We start from the raw sequence: 20,052 nt of genomic DNA on the forward strand, positions 1-20,052 counted from the left end.
TTACATCCGGAAGATGCCAAATTTGGTTTCTTCAATTGGTGCGTTCAAGCTGGCTGACAGGCTCAGGAAAAGCGTGTCGCGGGTCTTGCGCGGATCAATGATGCCATCATCCCATAGGCGCGCAGACGCATAGAGCGGGTGCGACTGCTCTTCGAACATATCCACTGTGGGTTTCTTGAAGGCCGCTTCTTCCTTGGCGGACCATTCCCCGCCTTGGCGTTCAATCGCGTCGCGTTTGACGGTGGCCAGAACCCCAGCCGCCTGCGCGCCGCCCATGACCGAGATGCGGCTGTTGGGCCATGTCCACAAGAAACGCGGGCTAAAGGCGCGTCCTGCCATGCCATAGTTGCCTGCCCCGAATGAGCCGCCAACCAGCATGGTGATCTTTGGCACATTGGTGCTGGCCACCGCTGTCACCATCTTGGCGCCGTGACGCGCGATGCCCTCGTTCTCGTATTTGCGACCCACCATAAATCCTGTGATGTTTTGCAGGAACACCAAAGGGATACCGCGCTGAGAACACAGTTCTACAAAATGCGCACCCTTTTGTGCGGCTTCCGAGAACAACACACCATTGTTGGCGACAATCCCGACAGGGCAGCCTTTCACATGGGCAAATCCGGTGACCAGCGTCTCGCCAAAGCGGGGTTTGAATTCGTCAAAGCGACTGCCATCAACCGTGCGCGCGATTACCTCGCGAATGTCATAGGGAGTGCGCAGATCAGCGGGCACCACGCCTAGGATTTCAGCTGGGTCATAAGCGGGTTCTTCAACGCTTTCCCACTGCACTGTGGAAGGTTTCGCACGGTTGAGATATTTCACCGCGCGCCGCGCCAAAGCCAGCGCATGTGCATCGTCCTCGGCCAAGTAATCCGCAACGCCGGACAGGCGCGTGTGAACGTCACCGCCGCCTAGGTCCTCGGCGCTAACCACCTCACCCGTTGCGGCCTTGACCAGTGGCGGCCCCGCAAGAAAGATCGTGCCCTGTTCTTTTACAATGATCGTCACGTCAGACATGGCAGGCACATAGGCCCCGCCAGCAGTGCATGAGCCCATAACAACCGCGATCTGCGGGATGCCCTTTGCGCTCATGCGGGCCTGGTTATAGAAAATCCGGCCAAAGTGATCACGGTCAGGGAATACTTCATCTTGATTGGGCAGGTTCGCCCCGCCGCTATCCACAAGATAAATGCAGGGTAGATGGTTTTCTTCTGCTATCTCTTGGGCGCGCAGGTGCTTTTTCACCGTCATCGGATAATAGGTGCCGCCCTTTACGGTCGCATCATTACAAACCACCATGACCTCTTGGCCCTGCACCGTGCCAACACCAGCAATCACGCCCGCACAAGGGGCCGCACCACCATAAAGCCCGTGCGCCGCAACCGCGCCAACCTCCAAAAATGGGCTGCCCGCATCCAGCAGGTTTGCAACCCTCTCGCGCGGCAACATCTTGCCGCGGCTCAGGTGCCGATCGCGCGATTTGTCACCGCCGCCTAGAGAGGCCGCCTGTGCCACTTCGCGGACCTGCTCCAAAGCGTCCAAATGAGCCGTTGTATTGGCCTTAAACGCCTCTGACGATGGCAAAGCCTGTGAACTTAGCTTCATTTTATGTCCTCCAGTTCCAATTTCTCTATTCGAGTCACCAAATCGGGCAACCCAGTCGCCAAACTGTATTGGTACAAGGCCGCGCGCGCATCGCATGCTAGCGCATCCATATCCTCACGACATTGCAGTGTCGTTTTGACGTTTTTAATCGCATTGAGCCTGCGACCATAAATATTTTTCTGTATTTCAGTGCCGCTGACTTGTTCCGGCAAGGTGGCAATTATTTGCGCCGCCCGTTGAGAAAACCCATCTACGAGCCCCTCAAAACAGGATTCACTGGGATCAGCGAAAGAGCAATAATTCAGGATGATCGACATACATTCGCGCTCCTTGAACGCGCCTCGCTTTGGTCCGCTTGCTTCTTGCTCTGCCACTTCATCCAAGCAGCGATCTACCCATGCCACTGGGTCGGCCAGCAAAGGTGTTGCACCAAAAAAGCCGATCAAAATGTAACTCTGTAGGTACTGCTTCATTTTACGCTCTCCGTCTGCGCGCACATCTTCATCGGTCGTCGAATGACACCGAATTCGCTTCGCAAGGCGTCATTTTTCCAGGGCTGAGATCTCTGGCTAACGGCTACTTTCCGCCGTCCAATGCCGCCCGCCTGTGATGTCAGTTTCATTGCCATCCTTTCAGGCTGCATATGCAAAATTATGGGTTGGTAGTTGATTTTTCGCACACAACCGCGCTGCAAATTGACAAATATCATACGCGGATGCTGCAACGCGGCGCAGAACAATCGTGTTAATTCGATTGGAAACAGAATCATGAAAACCACATTCATCGCACTCGCGCTTGCAACTCTTGCTGCGACTTCCGCCTCGGCCCAGTCGCAAGGGGATATCACCCTTGGTTTCGGTATCGCATCGGTTGTCCCGAAATCGGGTAACGGTACGCTGGCAGGAGGTGCTGCAGACGTCCGCAATAGTGTTCGCCCGTCCATCACCGCCGAGTATTTCATCCGTGATAATCTGGGCATCGAAATCTTGGCTGCGGCTCCGTTTGAACATGACATCCACATCGACGGTGTCGGGTTTGCTGGTACCACCAAGCAGTTGCCGCCCACGCTCTCGCTCAACTACCACTTCCCGACCAATAGCGCCTTCAAGCCCTATATCGGTGCTGGCCTGAACTATACTGCCTTCTTCCAAGAGGAATCCTCCCTTGGTACGCTGGAGCTGGAAGACGGTTTTGGCCTCTCGGTTCAAGTTGGCATGGACTACGAGCTGAAGAATGGTGCGGCGTTGCGTGCAAACCTGCGTTGGATCGACATCGACTCCGACGTTAAGTTGAACGGCGCCTATATCGGTGAAGCCGAGATCGACCCCTACGTTGTCAACCTCGCATACGTTGTGAAATTCTAAACAACTATCCAACGCCATCGGAGGCTGCATCATGGTGCGGCCTCCCCAATCTTGCGCTTTGAAAACACACATCATACGATCTGCACCTCCCGCACGTAGGGGCCAAATTTTCCGCTGATCGTGGCTGAAATCACTGCCCACAGCATGATGATGAACGGCCAGCTCACCAGCCCCCAAACGCCGAACTGTCCCACCGCCATTACCAGCAGCGGAATACAGATCAAAAATACCGCAGCAACACCGACAAGGCCAGCGCACACTTGCAATAATATTGTTTTGCCAAAACCGTGGCGTGGCGTCAGCCGTAACCGTTGATGACAACCAACACAGGGCGACGATTTATTGATCGCCAACCGCGAGATCCCGCCTTTAAACGTCGAACCCAAAGCAAACGGACCCTGAAGCGCATTACATGAGGGGCAACGCAGGTTATAAATGCGGCGGAACATGTTCTTCATTGCAAAGTTTCCGCAATCGCAAGCGCCTTTAACTCACGGCGGATCACCTTACCTGTGACAGTCATCGGCAGCGCATCTAGGAAGGCAACTTCACGGGGGTAAGAATACCCTGCAAGCCTGTCTTTCACCCAGTCCTTCAGCGCTTCGGGGTCTTCCTTGGCACCCTGCTTGAGGACAACGTAGGCTTTTACAATTTCGGTCCTTAGCGCATCAGGCTTACCCACCACGCCGACTGTTGCCACTGATGGATGGGTCAACAGGCAATCCTCAATCTCAGCTGGCCCAATGCGGTACCCGCTAGAGGTGATCACATCATCCTCACGCCCGACAAAGCGTAAAAAGTCACCCTCCCAAACACCGCGATCCCCGGTGAGCATCCACTCTCCACAGAACTTCGCTGCGGTTTCTTCGGGGCGTTGCCAGTACTCCAGCATCATCGAGGCCGCACCACGCCGCACGGCCACATCGCCCTCACCATCCGTAGGTTTGCCATCCTCTAGGACAGCCAGATCAAACCCCGGCACAGCCTTACCAATACAGCCCGCGCGCGCCGCAAATCCGGCACCGCAACTGCTGGCGACCATGTTGCATTCCGTCTGGCCGTAAAATTCATTTATCTCGACGCCAAATGCGTCTCGTCCCCACGCCAACATCTCAGCGCCCAGCGGCTCTCCCCCGCTGGCGACTGATCGCAAACCGTCAATAGACGCGCCTTGCGCCTTAAGCATACGAAGTGCTGTAGGCGGAAAGAACACATTGCGTACGCCACCCTGTGCAATGATTGCACTGCATTCATTTACGTCAAATTTTGCCATCCGCGCCGCCACCACAGGCACACCCATCGCTAGCGCGGGCAAGGCCACATCAAACAGCCCGCCGATCCACGCCCAGTCTGCAGGCGTCCAGATGCAATCACCCTCTTGGCCAAGGTAATCATGGCTAGTCACTACACCCGGCAAATGACCCATCAAAACGCGATGAGCATGCAACGCGCCTTTGGGTGTTCCAGTTGTTCCAGATGTATAGATCAAAACCGCCGGATCTTCGGATCCTGTGTCTGCGAAAGGAACATCACCCCCTGACACACCTATATCTGCTACAATCCAAGCCTGCGCCAGCCCGCCCACCAGATCAACGCCTCCCTCATCGGTTAGCACCAGCGTCACACCCGCGTCATTAATCCGCGAGGTTAACGCGTCATGCTTAAACAACTTAAACAAAGGCACCGAAATCGCACCAATTTTCCAAATTGCAAGATGCGCCGCAACGCACCAAGGGCTCTGACTCAGCAACACACCGATGCGATCACCCACTTTCACACGCGGGGCCATTGCGCGCGCTAGCCCATCTACCATCTGCTCCAAGGCGGCAAAGGTCACATCCCGCCGCGTGCCTTGAGTAAGGTCAATAACGGCAACCGCATCCGCTGGTTGGTTCAAACATTGCCGCGCCATATTGAGACGCGCCGGAATGCTCCAGCGACCCTCTCCATCCAGCGCAGGCAATACCTGTTGCATCAGCTCATCGCCGCCATCATTTCGCGGCCAACCAGCATCCGGCGCACCTCAGACGTGCCAGCACCAATCTCCATCAATTTGGCATCCCGGAAAATTCGCGCCACAGGGTTGTCAGACAGATATCCCGCACCGCCCATCGCCTGAACCGCCTGATGCGCCTGCACCATCGCCTGCTCTGACGCATACAGACAGCAAGCCGCCGCATCAGCGCGCGTTACGTCTCCACGATCACAGGCCTTGGCAACCTCATAGACATAGGCCCGCGCAGAATTCATCGCAGTGTACATATCCGCCATCTTGCCTTGCATCAGCTGGAAGCTGCCAATGGGTTGCCCGAATTGCTTGCGCTCAGCCATGTAGGGCATGATCTCATCCAGACAGGCGGCCATAAGGCCCAGACCAATCCCAGCCAAAACAACGCGTTCATAGTTCAGACCGGACATCAGAACCGCAGCACCGCGACCCTCTTCTCCCAGAACATTCTCAAAGGGTACTTCACAATCGTCAAAGATCAGCTCAGCTGTGTTTGATCCACGCATCCCCAGCTTGTCAAAGTGTTGACCCGTTGAAAAACCTTTCATTGATTTTTCGATCAAAAACGCCGTGATCCCCTTGGATCCCGCATCCTTGTCCGTCTTGGCATAAACAACCAACGTATCCGCATCACAGCCATTGGTGATCCAGTATTTATTGCCCGTCAGGCGGAAGTGATCATTACGCTTTTCCGCGCTCAACTTCATGGACACAACGTCCGATCCAGCGGTTGTCTCGGACATCGCGAGCGCGCCGACATGCTCACCAGAACACAGCTTGGGAAGATATTTCGCTCTCTGCTCGTCCGTGCCGTTCAGACTGATCTGGTTCACGCACAAATTTGAATGCGCACCGTAAGACAAAGAAACAGAGGCACTTGCGCGGGCAACTTCCTCAACAGCAACAGTATGGGCCAGATACCCCATTCCCGTACCACCAAATTGCTCATCCACGGTCATCCCCAACAGCCCCAGGCCGCCCATCTCTTCCCACAGGTCTGCGGGAAACAGGTTTTCCGAGTCGATATCCTTGGCCATGGGGCGCACGCGCTCCTGCGCCCAGCGGTGCACCATCTCGCGCAACGCGTTTACATCTTCGCCCAGATCAAACTGCATTGTGGCGTTGAACATGAACCTTCTCCCTTGACTCGAATTTATTGAACGCTTGTTCATTACTGTCAGATCACCAAGCATGCGTCAAGCATGCCAACGCAACAGGACCTTCAAAACAAGCCCAGCACGTACCGTCATCTATGGAAGTTTGAATTGTTTAGCTGCGTCAGAAATGGGCCAAACCGCCCTACGCACTCTAAACTAAATTGCGGACTGCAACTGCACCGCACGCACACCTAGAAACATGGCGTGCGCGCAAGCGCTCTGTCAGATTAAGTTTGCTGTTGAGATTGATAAATCCGTGAAACTTCTTCACGGATGATCCGCGCAATCTGCGCGCAATCCTCTAGGCTAAAAGTCAGCGGCACACGCATGTCGACAATGCCCGCCAACACGCGGTCACTTTCCGGCATTGATGGTGCATCAACATAACGCCAACTGTCATAGCGGCTGGTAAAGCCGACAGGCTCGGACCCACCAAACCATTTCAGGTCCACTCCCCGCTGAGCACAGCGCGCGAGCAGATCATTAATCGCACCCTCATCCCAGTCAGTTAGCAAAAACTGGATCGACGATCCAACGATGGTCTCATCCTCTGCGCGCTCAATAATTTCAAGCCCGGCAGTGTCTCGCAAGCCCTTCTCGATCTCAAAATAACGCTCATTCCAACGTGCGCATTGCGTCGCCAAATCAGCGAGCTGCGGGCGCAAAATCGCAGCGCGCAAGTTATCCATCCGCCCCGAAATGTTTGGCGTTTCATAACGGATCGTTTCAAATGTCTCTTTTGGCGGGCCAGCGAGGTGGCTTTCATACAGCATGTATGACCCAGAATACATTATCGCCCGCGCAGCGACCTGCGCATCATCCGTGACAAACAATCCACCCTCGCCCGAGTTGATGTGCTTGTAAGTTTGGCAAGAATAACACCCTACCTTGCCCCACATCCCCGAAGGTTTGCCCTTCCACGCAGCACCCATCGTGTGTGCGCAATCTTCAATAACCGTGACGCCAGCCCCGTCACATATCTCCATCAAGCGTTCCATGTCGCAGATATGACCGCGCATGTGGCTCAACAATAAATAGTCCGATTGATCCGCCTTGGCAGCCAGATCATCCAAATCCAACACCAGTGATGGCGTCACCCCTACAAAAACAGGAACACCACCTACCGCGGCAATCGCCCCCGGCACGGGTGCCAGGGTAAAGGCATTGGTCATAACGCGATCACCCGCCTTAACACCAACAGCGCGCAGAGCCGTGGCCATCGCATACCCGCCCGATGCCACAGCGAGGCAATACTTAGCGCCGACGCTGGCGGCGAATTCTTGTTCAAGCAGGACAGTCTGCGCCGTTTCACCCTTAACCGTATTGTAACGGTGCAAACGTCCATGACGCATCACCGCAACCGCCGCCTCAATCCCCGCTTCTGGAATTGCTTCTTGTTGGGTGAAACTGCCTTTAAAAACATCACTCATGGTTCAGGCCTTTCCCAACAAAGTCTCAACAAGATCCGGCAGATCACTATACCGCTCCAATAACGCTTCTGGCGTCAATGCCGTCATATCGGCCCCTGACGGCCCAAAGGTCACAAGGATCGAGGGCACACCCGCCGCTTTCGATGTATTTCGATCCGTATCACTGTCTCCGACCAAAACACATTGCACCGGATCACCACCAGCGCGGCGCACGGTTTCCAGCAGATGTTCAGGGTCAGGCTTGCGTACGGGCAAGCTATCCGCGCCCAGCATCGCAGCGAATGTATCAAGAATACCCAACCGCGTCAGCAGTTCACGCGCGAGTGCTTCGGGCTTGTTTGTGCAAATGGCAACGATGTAGCCGCGCTCCTTCAACACTGCGACAGCATCCATCGCACCATCATATAGCCGCGTGTGCGTGTCGATGTCGCGGGCATAATGGTACAGCAGTGCATCATAATATTCGTCGATCAGCGGGTCATCGGCAGTGCGCCCCATACGCTCCATGCCCAATCGCAGCATTGCCCGCCCGCCGCGCAAGGCGGTGCCAGCATCCTTAGCTGGATCCAACAGATCACCCGCACCCATATCCCGAAAGCACGCATTAGCTGCCGCGATCAGATCACCGCTTGTATCCGCCAACGTGCCATCCAGATCAAACACCACTGTTTTCATCGTAATTCTCCCCATCACGCCATAATCCGCCTATCGCGCGGTTCTTGGTGTTGCAAGCCGCAACCCTAAGTGATCCAGACCCACCTTGCGCGAACGCCCCCATCCGTTAAACAGGAAAAAAACAATACGAGCGGAACAGTATCGACATGAAGACTAGCTTAATCATCCTTGCCGCGGGCAAAGGCACGCGGATGAATTCCGAACTGCCAAAGGTTCTGCACCCGATCGCAGGTGACGCCATGCTTATTCACGCAATGGCAGCGGGCGCCACATTAGCCCCTGAGCACACCGTCGTTGTTGCGGGCCACGGCGCCGATGCGGTCACCAAAGCCGCGCAAGAATTCGAAGAAGCTGCCACTGTTGTTGTCCAAACGGAACAACTAGGCACGGCACACGCGGTAGATCAGGCAAAAGATGCGTTGGCCGGCTTTGAAGGCACTGCCATCGTTTTGTACGGTGACACACCCTTTGTTTCCCCAGAAACCCTCGAAGACATGATGAGCGCCTCCGAGGGCGCCGATGTGGTTGTGCTGGGTTTTGAAGCTGCTGATCCGGGCCGCTATGGCCGCCTGATCATGGACGGCCTGTCGTTGGAACGCATTGTCGAGTTCAAAGACGCTTCTGAGGCCGAACTAAAAGTAACCCTCTGCAATAGCGGCGTGATCGCCTGCAAATCAGAGCTGCTGTTTGATCTGATCGCCGCAGTAGGCAACGATAACGCTTCTGGCGAATATTATCTAACCGACATCATCAGCCTAGCCCGTGCGCGCGGCCTAAGTGCCACCGCTGTGACCTGCCCTGAGGCAGAAACCCTTGGCGTAAACTCCCGTGCGCAACTGGCAGAGGCCGAGGCCGCGTTTCAAGCACGCGCACGCGCGCTGTTGATGGACAACGGCGTGACCCTACAGGGTCCTGAAACGGTTTTTCTGGCCCGCGACACATTTATCGGCCGTGACACCCTTGTTGAGCCTCACGTGGTTTTTGGCCCCGGTGTTACAGTAGAAAGCGGCGCGCATATTCGCGCGTTTAGCCACCTTGAAGGATGCCACGTGTCACGCGGCGCCACCGTTGGCCCCTATGCGCGTTTGCGCCCCGGTGCCGAGCTGCAAGAAAACACCCGCGTCGGCAACTTTGTCGAGATCAAGAATGCCGTCATTGCCGAAGGGGCCAAGGTAAACCACCTTAGCTATGTCGGTGACGCATTTGTGGGCGCAAAGGCAAACATCGGTGCAGGTACAATCACCTGCAACTATGACGGCGTCATGAAACATCACACCCACATCGGGGCAAATACATTCATCGGGTCCAACACAATGCTGGTGGCCCCTGTGCATATTGGTGACGGGGCCATGACAGGTTCGGGTTCGGTCATCACCTCAGATGTTGAACCAGACGCATTGGCATTAGCACGCGCGCCACAGGTTGAAAAACCCGGTATGGCGCGCAAGTTGATGGATATTCTCAAGGCCAAGAAGGCCAAAAAACAGCGGAGCAGCTGATATGTGCGGAATTGTAGGAGTTTTGGGCAACCACGAAGCTGCGCCCATTCTGGTTGAGGCGCTAAAACGTCTTGAGTATCGTGGCTATGACAGTGCGGGCATTGCGACCGTCAATGACGGCACACTAGACCGCCGCCGCGCGGTTGGAAAACTCGTTAATTTGGGTGATCTACTGGTGCACGAACCCCTCGCAGGGAAATCCGGCATTGGTCACACCCGCTGGGCCACTCACGGCGAACCAAACGTCGGCAACGCACACCCCCACCGCTCGGGCCCTGTTGCCGTTGTGCACAACGGCATCATCGAGAACTTTCGTGAACTGCGCTCCGAGCTGTCAGAATACGGCATTACGCCTGCGACGGACACGGATACAGAGACCGTTGCAATGCTGGCCCAACACTTCATTTCTGAGGGACTGAGCCCACGTGAAGCGGCGGTGAAAACGCTGGGGAAACTGAACGGTGCCTTTGCCTTGGCATTTCTGTTTGAAGGTGAAGACGACCTGCTCATCGCTGCGCGCAAAGGGTCCCCTTTGGCTATTGGCTATGGCGACGGCGAGATGTTCGTCGGTTCGGACGCAATTGCGCTTTCCCCGATGACCGACCGCATCAGTTATCTGGAAGAAGGCGATTATGCGGTTCTGACCCGTGAAGGAGCCAGTGTGTTTAACGCCGCTGGTGAACCCGCCAACCGCGAAATCCGCAAAATCCAGATCAGCGCCACGCGGATCGACAAAGGCGGCCACAAACACTTCATGGCCAAAGAGATCGCCGAGCAACCTACCGTGATTGCCGAAGCTTTGGGTCACTACCTGAGCAAATCCGGTGAGATCCGCCTGCCCGACCCAACTATTGATTTCTCGAAAGTTGACCGCATCACGATGGTTGCTTGCGGTACTGCGTTTCTGGCCTGCCTCACCGCGAAATACTGGTTTGAACAAATCGCCCGCCTACCCGTTGAAGTGGATGTCGCATCCGAATTCCGCTACCGCGAGCCACCCATTCCGGGCCGCTCAGTTGCGCTGTTTGTCAGTCAATCAGGCGAGACTGCCGACACCCTAGCCGCGCTGCGCTATTGCCAAGGCAAGGCTGACAAGATCGTATCCGTGGTCAACGTCCCAGAAAGCTCAATCGCGCGCGAAAGCGATCTAACGCTGCCAATACATGCAGGCGTCGAGATCGGCGTCGCCTCAACCAAGGCGTTCACCTGCCAGCTGACAGTGCTATTCTTATTGGCCCTGAAAGCCGCAGCAGATCGCGGTGAGATCACCGAAGAAGCACGCCAAGACCACCTTGCACAACTGCGCCGTTTACCCGCCTTGATGGCCGAAGCGCTGGATCAAAGTGATGCTGTACGTGAAACCGCCCGCAAGTTGTCCAATGCACGTGATGTATTGTTCCTTGGTCGTGGACCGCTCTATCCGCTTGCTCATGAAGGCGCATTAAAACTAAAAGAAATCAGCTATATACATGCCGAAGCTTATGCGTCTGGTGAGCTGAAGCACGGACCTATCGCGTTGGTTGACGAAGAAGTACCAGTGGTGGTTATGGCCCCGCGTGACAGGTTGTTTGATAAAACCGTGAGCAACATGCAAGAAGTCATGGCGCGCAAAGGCAAGGTCATCCTAATTTCAAACCGCGAAGGTCTAAATGAGGCCAGCGAGGGCGTTTGGGATACCATTGAGATGCCCGATGTATCTGATGCTGTAGCACCGATCCTTTATGCGATCCCTGCACAGTTACTCGCCTACCATACCGCGGTCGCCAAAGGCACCGATGTGGACCAACCCCGCAACCTCGCCAAATCTGTCACGGTGGAATAATGGCCAAGGATTTTACAAATGCATGAACCATATCTCGCGGCTCTAACCGCCCTCGCCGATCCTGAACGCGCACAAAACATGCGCGTCTATCACAAGATGGATCGCACCTATCTGGGCCTCACTAATCCGCAGATCAACGATCTAACCAAAGAATGGCGCAATGAGCTGGATGTACCTGCCCGCGTTTCGGTGGCTGACGGCCTGTGGCGTACTGATATTTTTGAGGCCCGCCTTGCAGCAGCCAAACTACTGACCCAAGCACGCCTGCGCCCCAGTGATGAAGAAGCATGGCAGTTGATAGCCTCGTGGTATCGTGATTTTGACAGCTGGGCCATTGCCGATCACGCCTGCATGGCGGGGCAAAAACGACTACTGGCCGACCCCTCCCGCCTCAACCGTGTCGAAGGTTGGACCAGATCCGAGCACATGTGGACCCGCCGCGCTGCGCTGGTAATTACACTGCCATGGACAAAGCAAAACAACCCTAACGCGGCCGAACTTGAGGTGCGTGAACGTGTCCTTGGCTGGGCTGCAGGATATGTGACGGATCCGCAGTGGTTCATACAAAAGGCAATCGGGTGGTGGCTGCGTGATCTTAGCAGGCATGACCCCGACCGCGTTGTCACCTTCATCGACGAACACGGCGAAGCGATGAAACCTTTTGCCCGCAAAGAGGCGCTTCGTCAGTTGAAATAGCCAAGGGGCACAAGCAGAACCCCAATCCTGCCTGCAGCCCCTACCATCCGCCAAGCGTTACGTTGAGTTCGGTTAATTCGGTCAGTGATGCCTCAATCAGGCGCATCGCTGGCAGTGACAAACGGCTGCCGCCTGTGGCTGGTCCCTCAATTGGGATCAACGTCACAGCGGATGTCTTTCCGTTTGCTTTGTTGGTCACGCGCCCACGCGATTCTGTCTTTACCAAGGGCGTCTTGAGCCAAAACCCCGGTTCCGTTGGACTGCCCAAGCTTGCAACAGTTGTGCCCAGCAGTTTTGCCTCTGGTGTTGCGGGCGCTGCTGCCTGTGAACGCTGCGCTGCGGTTGTGGTGTCCAGTTCCTCTTGGGTTTTTGCGGCCTTTGGCGGCGGTGGCGCAGATGTAAGCACCGGATCAGCCTTCACAGCGGCGACATCTGCTGCGGTGGCTTCAGGCAGGTCTGACGCAGCGACAACGGCCTCTTGCGCTGGATCAGCCACAACAGGCGCGCCGGTATCTTCGGGTTGCCCCATACCAAACTGCGCACATGCGCTGAGGGTCAGGACGGCGGACATCGCGGTGAGCGGAAAAGGAATACGTATCATCCCCCCAGAGTAATTCAGGTTGGCACCGGCTCCAACCCCCTCAAATCGCGCTTGCTCCCTTTCGACAGGGTCTATACCACTTATCCCATGACAGCTCCTTTGATCGATCCATTCGCCCGCGCCATCACATATCTGCGCGTCTCCGTAACAGACCGCTGCGATTTTCGCTGTGTTTACTGCATGTCCGAGAACATGACCTTCCTCCCAAAGCGTGAATTGCTCACCTTGGAAGAGCTGGATCGCATGTGCTCAACCTTCATCGGGTTAGGCGTGGAAAAGCTGCGCATCACCGGCGGAGAGCCGCTTGTCCGGCGTGGAATCATGACGTTCTTTGATGGCATGAAGCGCCATTTGGACTCTGGCGCGCTAAAAGAGCTAACATTGACCACAAATGGCAGCCAATTAGAAAAATACGCCTCTGCGCTTTTTGACGCAGGTGTGCGCCGCGTGAACGTTTCGTTGGATACGCTGGACGAGGCCAAATTTGCCGAAGTGACCCGCTGGGGCCGCCTGCCCCAAGTATTGCGCGGCATCGATGCAGCGCAGGCTGCTGGCCTACGTGTAAAGATCAACGCAGTCGCCCTCAAAGGCTTCAACGAGCCTGAGCTGGCGCATATAACCGAATGGTGCGCCGGACGTGACATTGATTTAACGTGGATCGAAGTCATGCCAATGGGTGACATCGGAAATGAGGACCGCGTTGACCAATATTGGTCTCTCAAAGATGTGCGCGCGAAATACTCAGAACACTATACCGTGACTGATCTGGCAGAGAATTCTGGCGGTCCTGCGCGTTATGTGCGCTTGGAAGAAACGGGTCAAAAGATCGGCTTTATCACGCCGCTCAGCCATAATTTCTGTGAAAGCTGTAACCGCGTGCGCCTCACTTGTACCGGTGAAATCTATTTGTGCCTTGGTCAGGAAGACAGCGCCGATCTGCGTGCCCCTCTGCGTGCACACCCGGATGATAACGGCCCCTTAGAAGACGCAATCCGCGCAGCGATCAATCTCAAGCCTAAAGGCCATGATTTTGATTATTCCCGTCAGACAGCAGGCGGCCAGATGCCACGCCACATGAGCCACACTGGCGGTTGAGCGCAATGCGCCAACCGCTGCTCTATCGTACCTATGTCGCCCTCAGCATGCTGATGGTGCCATTTGTGGCGCGCGCGACAACACGCAAGTTGATGCGCGCGGATGTAACTGCATACCGCGCCCATGAACGCCTAGGCCACGCAACCGAAAACCGGGTTGAGGGCACGTTGATCTGGTTTCACGCCGCATCCGTTGGAGAAAGCCTGTCTGTCCTCGCCTTGATCAGTCGTATCGGCGCTGTTTTGCCCAAAGCTCATTTCCTGATCACCTCGGGCACTGCAACCTCGGCCACTTTGATTGCACAGCGTATGCCGCCGCGCTGCGTTCATCAGTTTGCTCCGCTTGACGCCCCTGGCCCGCTCAAGCGGTTCTTGAAACACTGGCAGCCCGATGCCGCTATCTTTGTCGAGAGTGAGCTGTGGCCGCAAATGCTGCGCCGCACCCACGCGACAGGCGCTTCTATGGCCTTGGTCAATGCTCGTATGTCCGAGCGTTCAATCGCGTCATGGGCCAAACGTCCCCGCCTTGCCACATATCTGTTTGAGGTCTTTGATCTCATCCTAACCCAAAATGATGCCATGGCCGAGGCGATGGTGCGCATAAATGCACCTGCACCGCGTGTTGCACGTGGCCAAAACCTAAAATCCTTTGCGGGTCCGCTGCCACAGGATGAGGATTTGATATTTGAGGCCCGCGCCGTATTGGGGCATCTACCTGTCTGGGTTGCCGCCTCGACCCATGCGGGCGAAGAGCAGATCATATTGGCCGCACATGAACGCCTGCGCGTTTCCCATCCTGATCTGCATCTCATTTTGGTGCCACGCCATCCCGAACGCGGCGATGAAGTCCTAAAACTCATTACAGAAACAGGCATGGATTACACCCGCCGCAGCAGCGGTGACCTTCCCGGTGGCGCGATCTACCTTGCTGATACTCTGGGTGAGCTGGGCAATTGGTTTGCGCTAAGCGATATCGTGTTTTTGGGCGGTTCGCTGTTGCCGATTGGCGGCCACAATCCGTTTGAAGTTGCACAGTCTGGCGCAACTGTCTTGTCGGGCAATCACGTGTTTAACTTTGCCGAAACATTCTCGGCAATGGAGGCCGCTGGCGCTGCGCGGATCGTCGCGGATGCCGATGACATCGCCGCTCAGATAGATGCGCTGCTGCGTGACAAACAAAGCCGCGACAAAGCCGTTGCAGCCGCAAAAACTTTTGCACACTCAGAGACGGCGAAACTTGATACAATCGCAGCGCGGTTGATCAAAGCACTGAGGTTATCATGACAAAACCAACAGACATTAAAGTCATAGCACCCAATTTCAAACGCCGCCTATCCGGTGTGACAGCAACCATTGTGCGTTTGGTCCCAGTTCAGGCGCGCGATATCTGCATTGTCGCCACTGGCCCAGTTATCCCTGATCACGTACCGCAAATTCCGCTGTCTGCTCTGCTCACCTTACCGCGCAAACCACTGCGGGTTTGGCATGCGCGGCGCAACGTTGAAATGATCGGTGGTCTGGCCCTGAAGTATCTGCTGGGCAAGCATCTAAAACTAATGTTCACATCCGCGTCCCAACGCAAACAATCAGGCCTGACGCGCTGGTTAATCCGGCGGATGGATGCAGTTGTTGCCACCTCCGACAAAACAGCGGCCTATCTCGAAGGCCCCTCAACCGTCATCATGCACGGGATTGATACAGATACATTCACCCCCGTTGAGGACCGCACCGTGCTGCGCGCCCAGATGGGCCTTCCGACGGCGGGCCAATTGATCGGCTGTTATGGCCGTATCCGTGCGCAAAAAGGGACTGATGCCTTTGTGCGCGCCATGATGCAAATTCTCCCCCAACATCCCGACACCCATGCCATCGTCATGGGCCGCGCGGTGGGTGAAGATGAGGCCTATCTTGAGGCGCTGAAAAAAGACGTAGCCGCCGCTGGCCTAGCCGAACGTATCTTGTTCAAACCCGAAGTCCCCACAGAGGCGATGGCCGATTGGTACGCAGCCCTTGATCTGTATGTGGCCCCGCAACGTTGGGAGGGTTTTGGCCTTACCCCGCTAGAGGCCATGGCAACAGGCTGCCCCGTGATCGCCACCCGTGTCGGCGCGTTTGAGCAGCTCATTGTTGAAGGCAAGACAGGTCGGCTGATTGCACCAGATGACATCCCCGCCCTTGCCGAAGCGACAAATGTTGCGCTGTCCGAGGATACCAATCTGGAATATTGGCGCAGCGACAGCCGCGACCATGTTTTAGCAAATTTCTCGATAGAGACCGAAGCACAAAGCCTGATCAGCCTCTATCGCAGTTTACTCGCAGAGTAGCAGCTTAGGCAGCTGGCATCCGTTGCTCGACAATGCCCGCCCACCAGCTACAGCCAACCGGAATAACCTCATCATTGAAGTTATAAAGCGGGTGGTGAACCATCGCGGTATCGCCATTACCTACCAGAATATACGCACCGGGCCGCTCTTCGAGCATGAATGCGAAATCTTCGCCGCCCATCACCAGTGGCGCCTCAGAACAATCACCCGAAACCGAGCGCGCAACGTCGGCCGCAAATTCTGTCTGCTCCTCGTGGTTGACCATCACAGGGTAGTTCCGGTTGTACGTCACACGCGCAACCGCCCCCATAGCTGAGGCAATGCCAGCGCTGATTTCATTCACGCGTTTCTCCGCCAGATCGCGCAGTTCCAAGGACATCGTGCGCACGGTGCCCTTCAGTTGCACCTTTTGCGGGATCACATTGTAGGCGTTTGAAGATGTCTCAAACGATGTAATCGACACCACGATATTGCCCACAGGATCTGCATTGCGGCTGACGATGGTTTGCAACGCGGTCACGATCTGGGCAGCGACCACAGTTGTATCAATTGTCTCATTGGGTTTGGCCGCGTGACCGCCAAGGCCCTCAATCTCAATATCCAACAGATCAGTTGCGGCAAAAAACGGACCTGGACGGATGGCAAAGCTGCCCTCGGGCATGCCGGGCCAATTGTGCATGCCATAGACTTCCTGAATGCCCCAGCGCTCCATCATGCCATCATCACACATGACCTTTGCACCGCCGCCGCCTTCTTCGGCCGGTTGGAAGATCACAATCGTTGTGCCATCAAAATTGCGCGTCTCAGCAAGATATTGCGCGGCCCCCAACAGCATCGCCGTGTGACCGTCATGGCCGCAAGCATGCATTGCACCGTCCGTTTTAGATGCATACGCCAGCCCAGTTTCTTCGTGGATCGGTAGTGCATCCATATCTGCACGCAATCCAACAACCTTCCCCGAAGCCGTTGTTTTGCCTTTGATCACGCCAACAACACCGGTGCGCCCGATGCCCTCAACAACTTCATCACAGCCAAAGGCGCGTAATTTCTCAGCGACAGTGGCCGAAGTGCGGTGCGTTTCAAACAGAATCTCTGGGTGCTCGTGTAAATCACGGCGCCACGCAGTGATATCACTGTGCAATTCGGCAAAACGGTTTTTGACAGGCATGGGAAACGTCCTTTGGAAAATATTGGCTATCTGTTGGGTGTAGCTGGCCGGCACAAAGCATGCCAGCCAGTCATCTTCACGTCAGCGGCATCCGCTGCTCAACAACTTCGGCAAACCACGAGCAACCCGCAGGTATCGCTTCATCGTTGAAATTATATTCTGGGTGGTGAACCATCGCCCCCTCGCCGTTGCCAAGCATGATGTAGGCACCTGGGCGCTCTTCGAGCATATACGAGAAATCCTCACCTGCCATGATAGGCGGCGTGGCGCGGTCAACACCGGGGGAAACAGCCTCAGCTGCTTCAGCGGCATAATGGGTATTGTCAGTGTGGTTAAAGGTCACGGGATACCCGCGATCATAGTCAATCTGCGCGCTACACCCATGGGCGCGGGCGGTCAGATCAACGATCTCTTGCACCCGTTTTTGCGCAAGGTCACGCACCTCAGGGTCAAGGGAACGAACAGTCCCTGTCATCGTCACCGTATGTGGGATCACATTATGCGCCTCACTGTCCGAGCGCAGCTGGCAAACAGATACCACAACCTGTTTGAGCGGGTCCACATTTCGCGACGCAATAGACTGCAGTGCGACAATAATATGAGCCGTCGCCAGATTGGGATCAATGACAGTATGCGGAGCAGCAGCATGGCCACCCTGCCCGGTGATCACGATATCAAATTCATCCGTGGCTGCCAGCAATGCGCCTTCGCGGATGTGAAAGCTGCCCGGTTCAGCGCCGGGCATATTGTGAAGCCCGTAAACCTCATCAATGTTCCAGCGTTCCATCAGGCCGTCTTTGCACATCTCAAGGCCACCACCGCCGCCTTCTTCTGCAGGTTGGAATATCAGCACAACACGCCCGTCAAAGTTACGTGTCTCGGCCATATACTGCGCCGCACCTAGCAGGATGGCCGTATGACCGTCATGCCCACAGGCGTGCATTTTTCCTGGGATTTTTGAGGCATACTCAAGACCCGTTGCTTCCTCGATCGGAAGTGCGTCCATGTCCGCGCGCAGGCCAATTGTGCGACCCGACTTCATGTTGCGCCCTTCAATCACCGCAACAACACCCGTGCGGCCAATGCCAGTGGTGATGTCAGTAATGCCAAAACTGCGCAGTTTTTCTTCTACAAACTTTGCCGTTTCATGGACGTCAAATTGCAGTTCAGGGTATTGGTGCAAATGGCGGCGCCAACCTGTGATTTCTGCGTGCATTTCAGCAAAGCGATTCTTAATAGGCATCTGTATTACTCCTTAAACATCGGGACCAAGCACCATAGGCGTGCCATCGGTAAATCGGTTAAATCGAAAACGGCTGAGGTCATATCCGCTTGGGCGTCCTGCGGTCATATCCGCCAGAATACGCCCCATCGCAGGGCCAATGCCAAAGCCATGGCCACTCATTCCTGTGCCAACAATCAGCCCCTCAATAGGAGCATGATCCACCACAGGCACAATGTCGGGCATCGTGTCGATCATTCCAGCCCAAGCTGCCTTGACCTTGACCTCACCCAGCTGGGGAAACATGGTTTGAAAATCTCGGGCCAGTTTGGCGATCTTGCGCGGGGATGGTTTGGGATCAAGAATGCGCATCTGCTCAAACGGGCTTTGGCTATCAGCGCTCCACTTGCGTTTGGTGCCCCACGCATCGGGGAATCCTTTGGGCGCTTTTGGAATCAGCATACAGCCAAACGGATCACTTTTGAGCTGCGTGAGGTATTTTGGAAACGCGCGAAACGCATCCGGCCCCACATAAAGCTCAGACCGACCAGCCGGAGCCAACGTGTAGCCCCCGTCGCTGCGCCGCCGAAACGCCAAGTGACGCGCATCGCATGCCGCCTCCCCCACATTTGCAACTGGCGCTGTCGCTGCAACCTGTGAGCGGACTGAAAGCTGAGGCAATGACACCCCGTGATTGCGCAAAAACAACGCTGACCATGCCCCACCGGCTAGCACAACGCGCGGTGCGCTAACGCGGCCCTGCTCAGTGACAACACCGGCTACTTTTCCATTAGCGATGTCCAGACACCGCACCGCGCAATGTTCATTTATTTGCACGCCCTCGCGCACCGCTATTTCTGCAATAGCAGGCACCGCCATCCACGGCTCTGCGCGCCAATCAGACGCTGTATGCAATGCCCCCAATGGCGTATCAGTCAGGTCAGGATACATCGCCGCAATCTCATCACGGCTCAGCATTCGGCTATCTACACCGTTTGGTGCAGCATGGGGCAGCCATTTCTCAAATCCGGCGAGTGCTTTTGAAGTATCGCCCAAATAGGTCACACCAGCCTGATGCAGACCAATATCATCGTTTGTCTCGCGAGATAGTTCGATCCAAAGGCGCTGCGCCTCGGCCATGATGGGCATTTCAGCAGGGTCGCGGCCTTGCTGGCGAATCCAGCCCCAATTGCGACTTGATTGTTCTGCCGCAACCAGACCCTTTTCCAGCACAATCACCTTTGCACCACTGCGGGCTGCATAAAGCGCTGTGCAAATGCCAATTATACCGCCACCAATTACCACCAGATCCACAGCATCAGGCAACGCACCGCTATAGCGCGGAGCCTGATCGGCCGTTATCGGAATCCCGCGCATACCTTAATTT

18 protein-coding genes are annotated in these 20,052 nt (G+C 55.7%); 7 read left to right on the top strand and 11 right to left on the bottom strand.

Going from position 1 to position 20,052, the window contains the following annotated elements; translation table 11 throughout:
- Both V7775_RS13415 and V7775_RS13420 read right to left on the bottom strand, forming a co-directional pair.
- Window positions 1–1,605 carry a carboxyl transferase domain-containing protein gene (locus V7775_RS13415; protein WP_335752410.1) on the bottom strand — a complete coding sequence of 535 codons (1,605 nt, stop codon included), beginning with the start codon at window positions 1,603–1,605 and terminating at the stop codon, window positions 1–3.
- Window positions 1,602–2,051 (bottom strand): hypothetical protein, encoded by a 450-nt coding sequence (locus V7775_RS13420; protein ID WP_335752411.1) that lies wholly within the window; start codon window positions 2,049–2,051, stop codon window positions 1,602–1,604. Before V7775_RS13420 ends, V7775_RS13415 begins: the two co-directional genes overlap by 4 nt.
- Before the next feature lie 321 nt (window positions 2,052–2,372).
- On the opposite strand from V7775_RS13420, the gene V7775_RS13425 reads away from it, so the two are divergent.
- Complete coding sequence (locus V7775_RS13425; protein ID WP_335752412.1) at window positions 2,373–2,969, top strand: OmpW/AlkL family protein; 597 nt, start codon at window positions 2,373–2,375, stop codon at window positions 2,967–2,969.
- 71 nt (window positions 2,970–3,040) lie between these two features.
- On the opposite strand, the gene V7775_RS13430 is transcribed toward V7775_RS13425, so the two are convergent.
- The 5 genes from V7775_RS13430 to V7775_RS13450 all read right to left on the bottom strand — a co-directional run bounded on the left by V7775_RS13430 (window position 3,041) and on the right by V7775_RS13450 (window position 8,239).
- Entirely contained in the window at window positions 3,041–3,427 is a 387-nt protein-coding gene (locus tag V7775_RS13430) for a hypothetical protein (RefSeq protein WP_335752413.1), read from the bottom strand.
- On the bottom strand, window positions 3,424–4,944 hold the full coding sequence (locus V7775_RS13435; protein WP_335752414.1) for an AMP-binding protein: 1,521 nt from the start codon (window positions 4,942–4,944) through the stop codon (window positions 3,424–3,426). The genes V7775_RS13430 and V7775_RS13435 overlap by 4 nt, the downstream gene beginning before the upstream one ends.
- Window positions 4,944–6,107, bottom strand: a complete 1,164-nt coding sequence (locus V7775_RS13440; RefSeq protein ID WP_335752415.1) for an acyl-CoA dehydrogenase family protein — start codon at window positions 6,105–6,107, stop codon at window positions 4,944–4,946. The genes V7775_RS13435 and V7775_RS13440 overlap by 1 nt, the downstream gene beginning before the upstream one ends.
- 254 nt (window positions 6,108–6,361) lie before the next feature.
- A complete protein-coding gene (locus tag V7775_RS13445) occupies window positions 6,362–7,564 on the bottom strand; it encodes a DegT/DnrJ/EryC1/StrS family aminotransferase (protein ID WP_335752416.1) in 1,203 nt (400 codons plus the stop codon).
- Between the two features lie 3 nt (window positions 7,565–7,567).
- A complete protein-coding gene (locus tag V7775_RS13450; RefSeq protein ID WP_335752417.1) occupies window positions 7,568–8,239 on the bottom strand; it encodes an HAD-IA family hydrolase in 672 nt (223 codons plus the stop codon).
- 146 nt (window positions 8,240–8,385) lie between these two features.
- On the opposite strand from V7775_RS13450, the gene glmU reads away from it, so the two are divergent.
- The 3 genes from glmU to V7775_RS13465 are packed head-to-tail and all read left to right on the top strand — an operon-like array spanning window position 8,386 to window position 12,256.
- A complete protein-coding gene (gene glmU / locus V7775_RS13455; protein WP_335752418.1) occupies window positions 8,386–9,738 on the top strand; it encodes a bifunctional UDP-N-acetylglucosamine diphosphorylase/glucosamine-1-phosphate N-acetyltransferase GlmU in 1,353 nt (450 codons plus the stop codon).
- A 1-nt stretch (window position 9,739) separates the two neighbouring features.
- Window positions 9,740–11,560, top strand: coding sequence for a glutamine--fructose-6-phosphate transaminase (isomerizing) (gene glmS / locus V7775_RS13460; protein WP_335752419.1), 1,821 nt, complete (start codon window positions 9,740–9,742; stop codon window positions 11,558–11,560).
- Window positions 11,561–11,578: 18 nt separating this feature from the next.
- A complete protein-coding gene (locus V7775_RS13465; RefSeq protein ID WP_335752420.1) occupies window positions 11,579–12,256 on the top strand; it encodes a DNA alkylation repair protein in 678 nt (225 codons plus the stop codon).
- Window positions 12,257–12,296: 40 nt separating this feature from the next.
- Here V7775_RS13465 and V7775_RS13470 read toward each other — a convergent pair whose 3' ends face one another.
- A complete protein-coding gene (locus tag V7775_RS13470) occupies window positions 12,297–12,857 on the bottom strand; it encodes a hypothetical protein (RefSeq protein WP_335752421.1) in 561 nt (186 codons plus the stop codon).
- A gap of 87 nt (window positions 12,858–12,944) precedes the next feature.
- On the opposite strand from V7775_RS13470, the gene moaA reads away from it, so the two are divergent.
- The 3 genes from moaA to V7775_RS13485 are packed head-to-tail and all read left to right on the top strand — an operon-like array spanning window position 12,945 to window position 16,275.
- Window positions 12,945–13,952: a GTP 3',8-cyclase MoaA gene (moaA, locus tag V7775_RS13475; RefSeq protein WP_335752422.1), complete on the top strand. Its 1,008-nt coding sequence runs from the start codon at window positions 12,945–12,947 to the stop codon at window positions 13,950–13,952.
- 5 nt (window positions 13,953–13,957) lie between these two features.
- Window positions 13,958–15,235, top strand: a complete 1,278-nt coding sequence (locus V7775_RS13480) for a 3-deoxy-D-manno-octulosonic acid transferase (RefSeq protein WP_335752423.1) — start codon at window positions 13,958–13,960, stop codon at window positions 15,233–15,235.
- Window positions 15,232–16,275, top strand: a complete 1,044-nt coding sequence (locus tag V7775_RS13485; protein WP_335752424.1) for a glycosyltransferase — start codon at window positions 15,232–15,234, stop codon at window positions 16,273–16,275. Before V7775_RS13480 ends, V7775_RS13485 begins: the two co-directional genes overlap by 4 nt.
- Before the next feature lie 4 nt (window positions 16,276–16,279).
- Here V7775_RS13485 and V7775_RS13490 read toward each other — a convergent pair whose 3' ends face one another.
- The 3 genes from V7775_RS13490 to V7775_RS13500 all read right to left on the bottom strand — a co-directional run bounded on the left by V7775_RS13490 (window position 16,280) and on the right by V7775_RS13500 (window position 20,042).
- Window positions 16,280–17,443, bottom strand: coding sequence for a M20 aminoacylase family protein (locus V7775_RS13490; RefSeq protein WP_335752425.1), 1,164 nt, complete (start codon window positions 17,441–17,443; stop codon window positions 16,280–16,282).
- Between the two features lie 76 nt (window positions 17,444–17,519).
- Entirely contained in the window at window positions 17,520–18,686 is a 1,167-nt protein-coding gene (locus V7775_RS13495) for a M20 aminoacylase family protein (protein ID WP_335752426.1), read from the bottom strand.
- Window positions 18,687–18,698: 12 nt separating this feature from the next.
- Window positions 18,699–20,042 carry an NAD(P)/FAD-dependent oxidoreductase gene (locus V7775_RS13500; protein WP_335752427.1) on the bottom strand — a complete coding sequence of 448 codons (1,344 nt, stop codon included), beginning with the start codon at window positions 20,040–20,042 and terminating at the stop codon, window positions 18,699–18,701.
- Window positions 20,043–20,052 lie beyond the last annotated feature (10 nt).

Source organism: Sulfitobacter sp. (assembly GCF_036960155.1).
Lineage (GTDB): Bacteria > Pseudomonadota > Alphaproteobacteria > Rhodobacterales > Rhodobacteraceae > Sulfitobacter.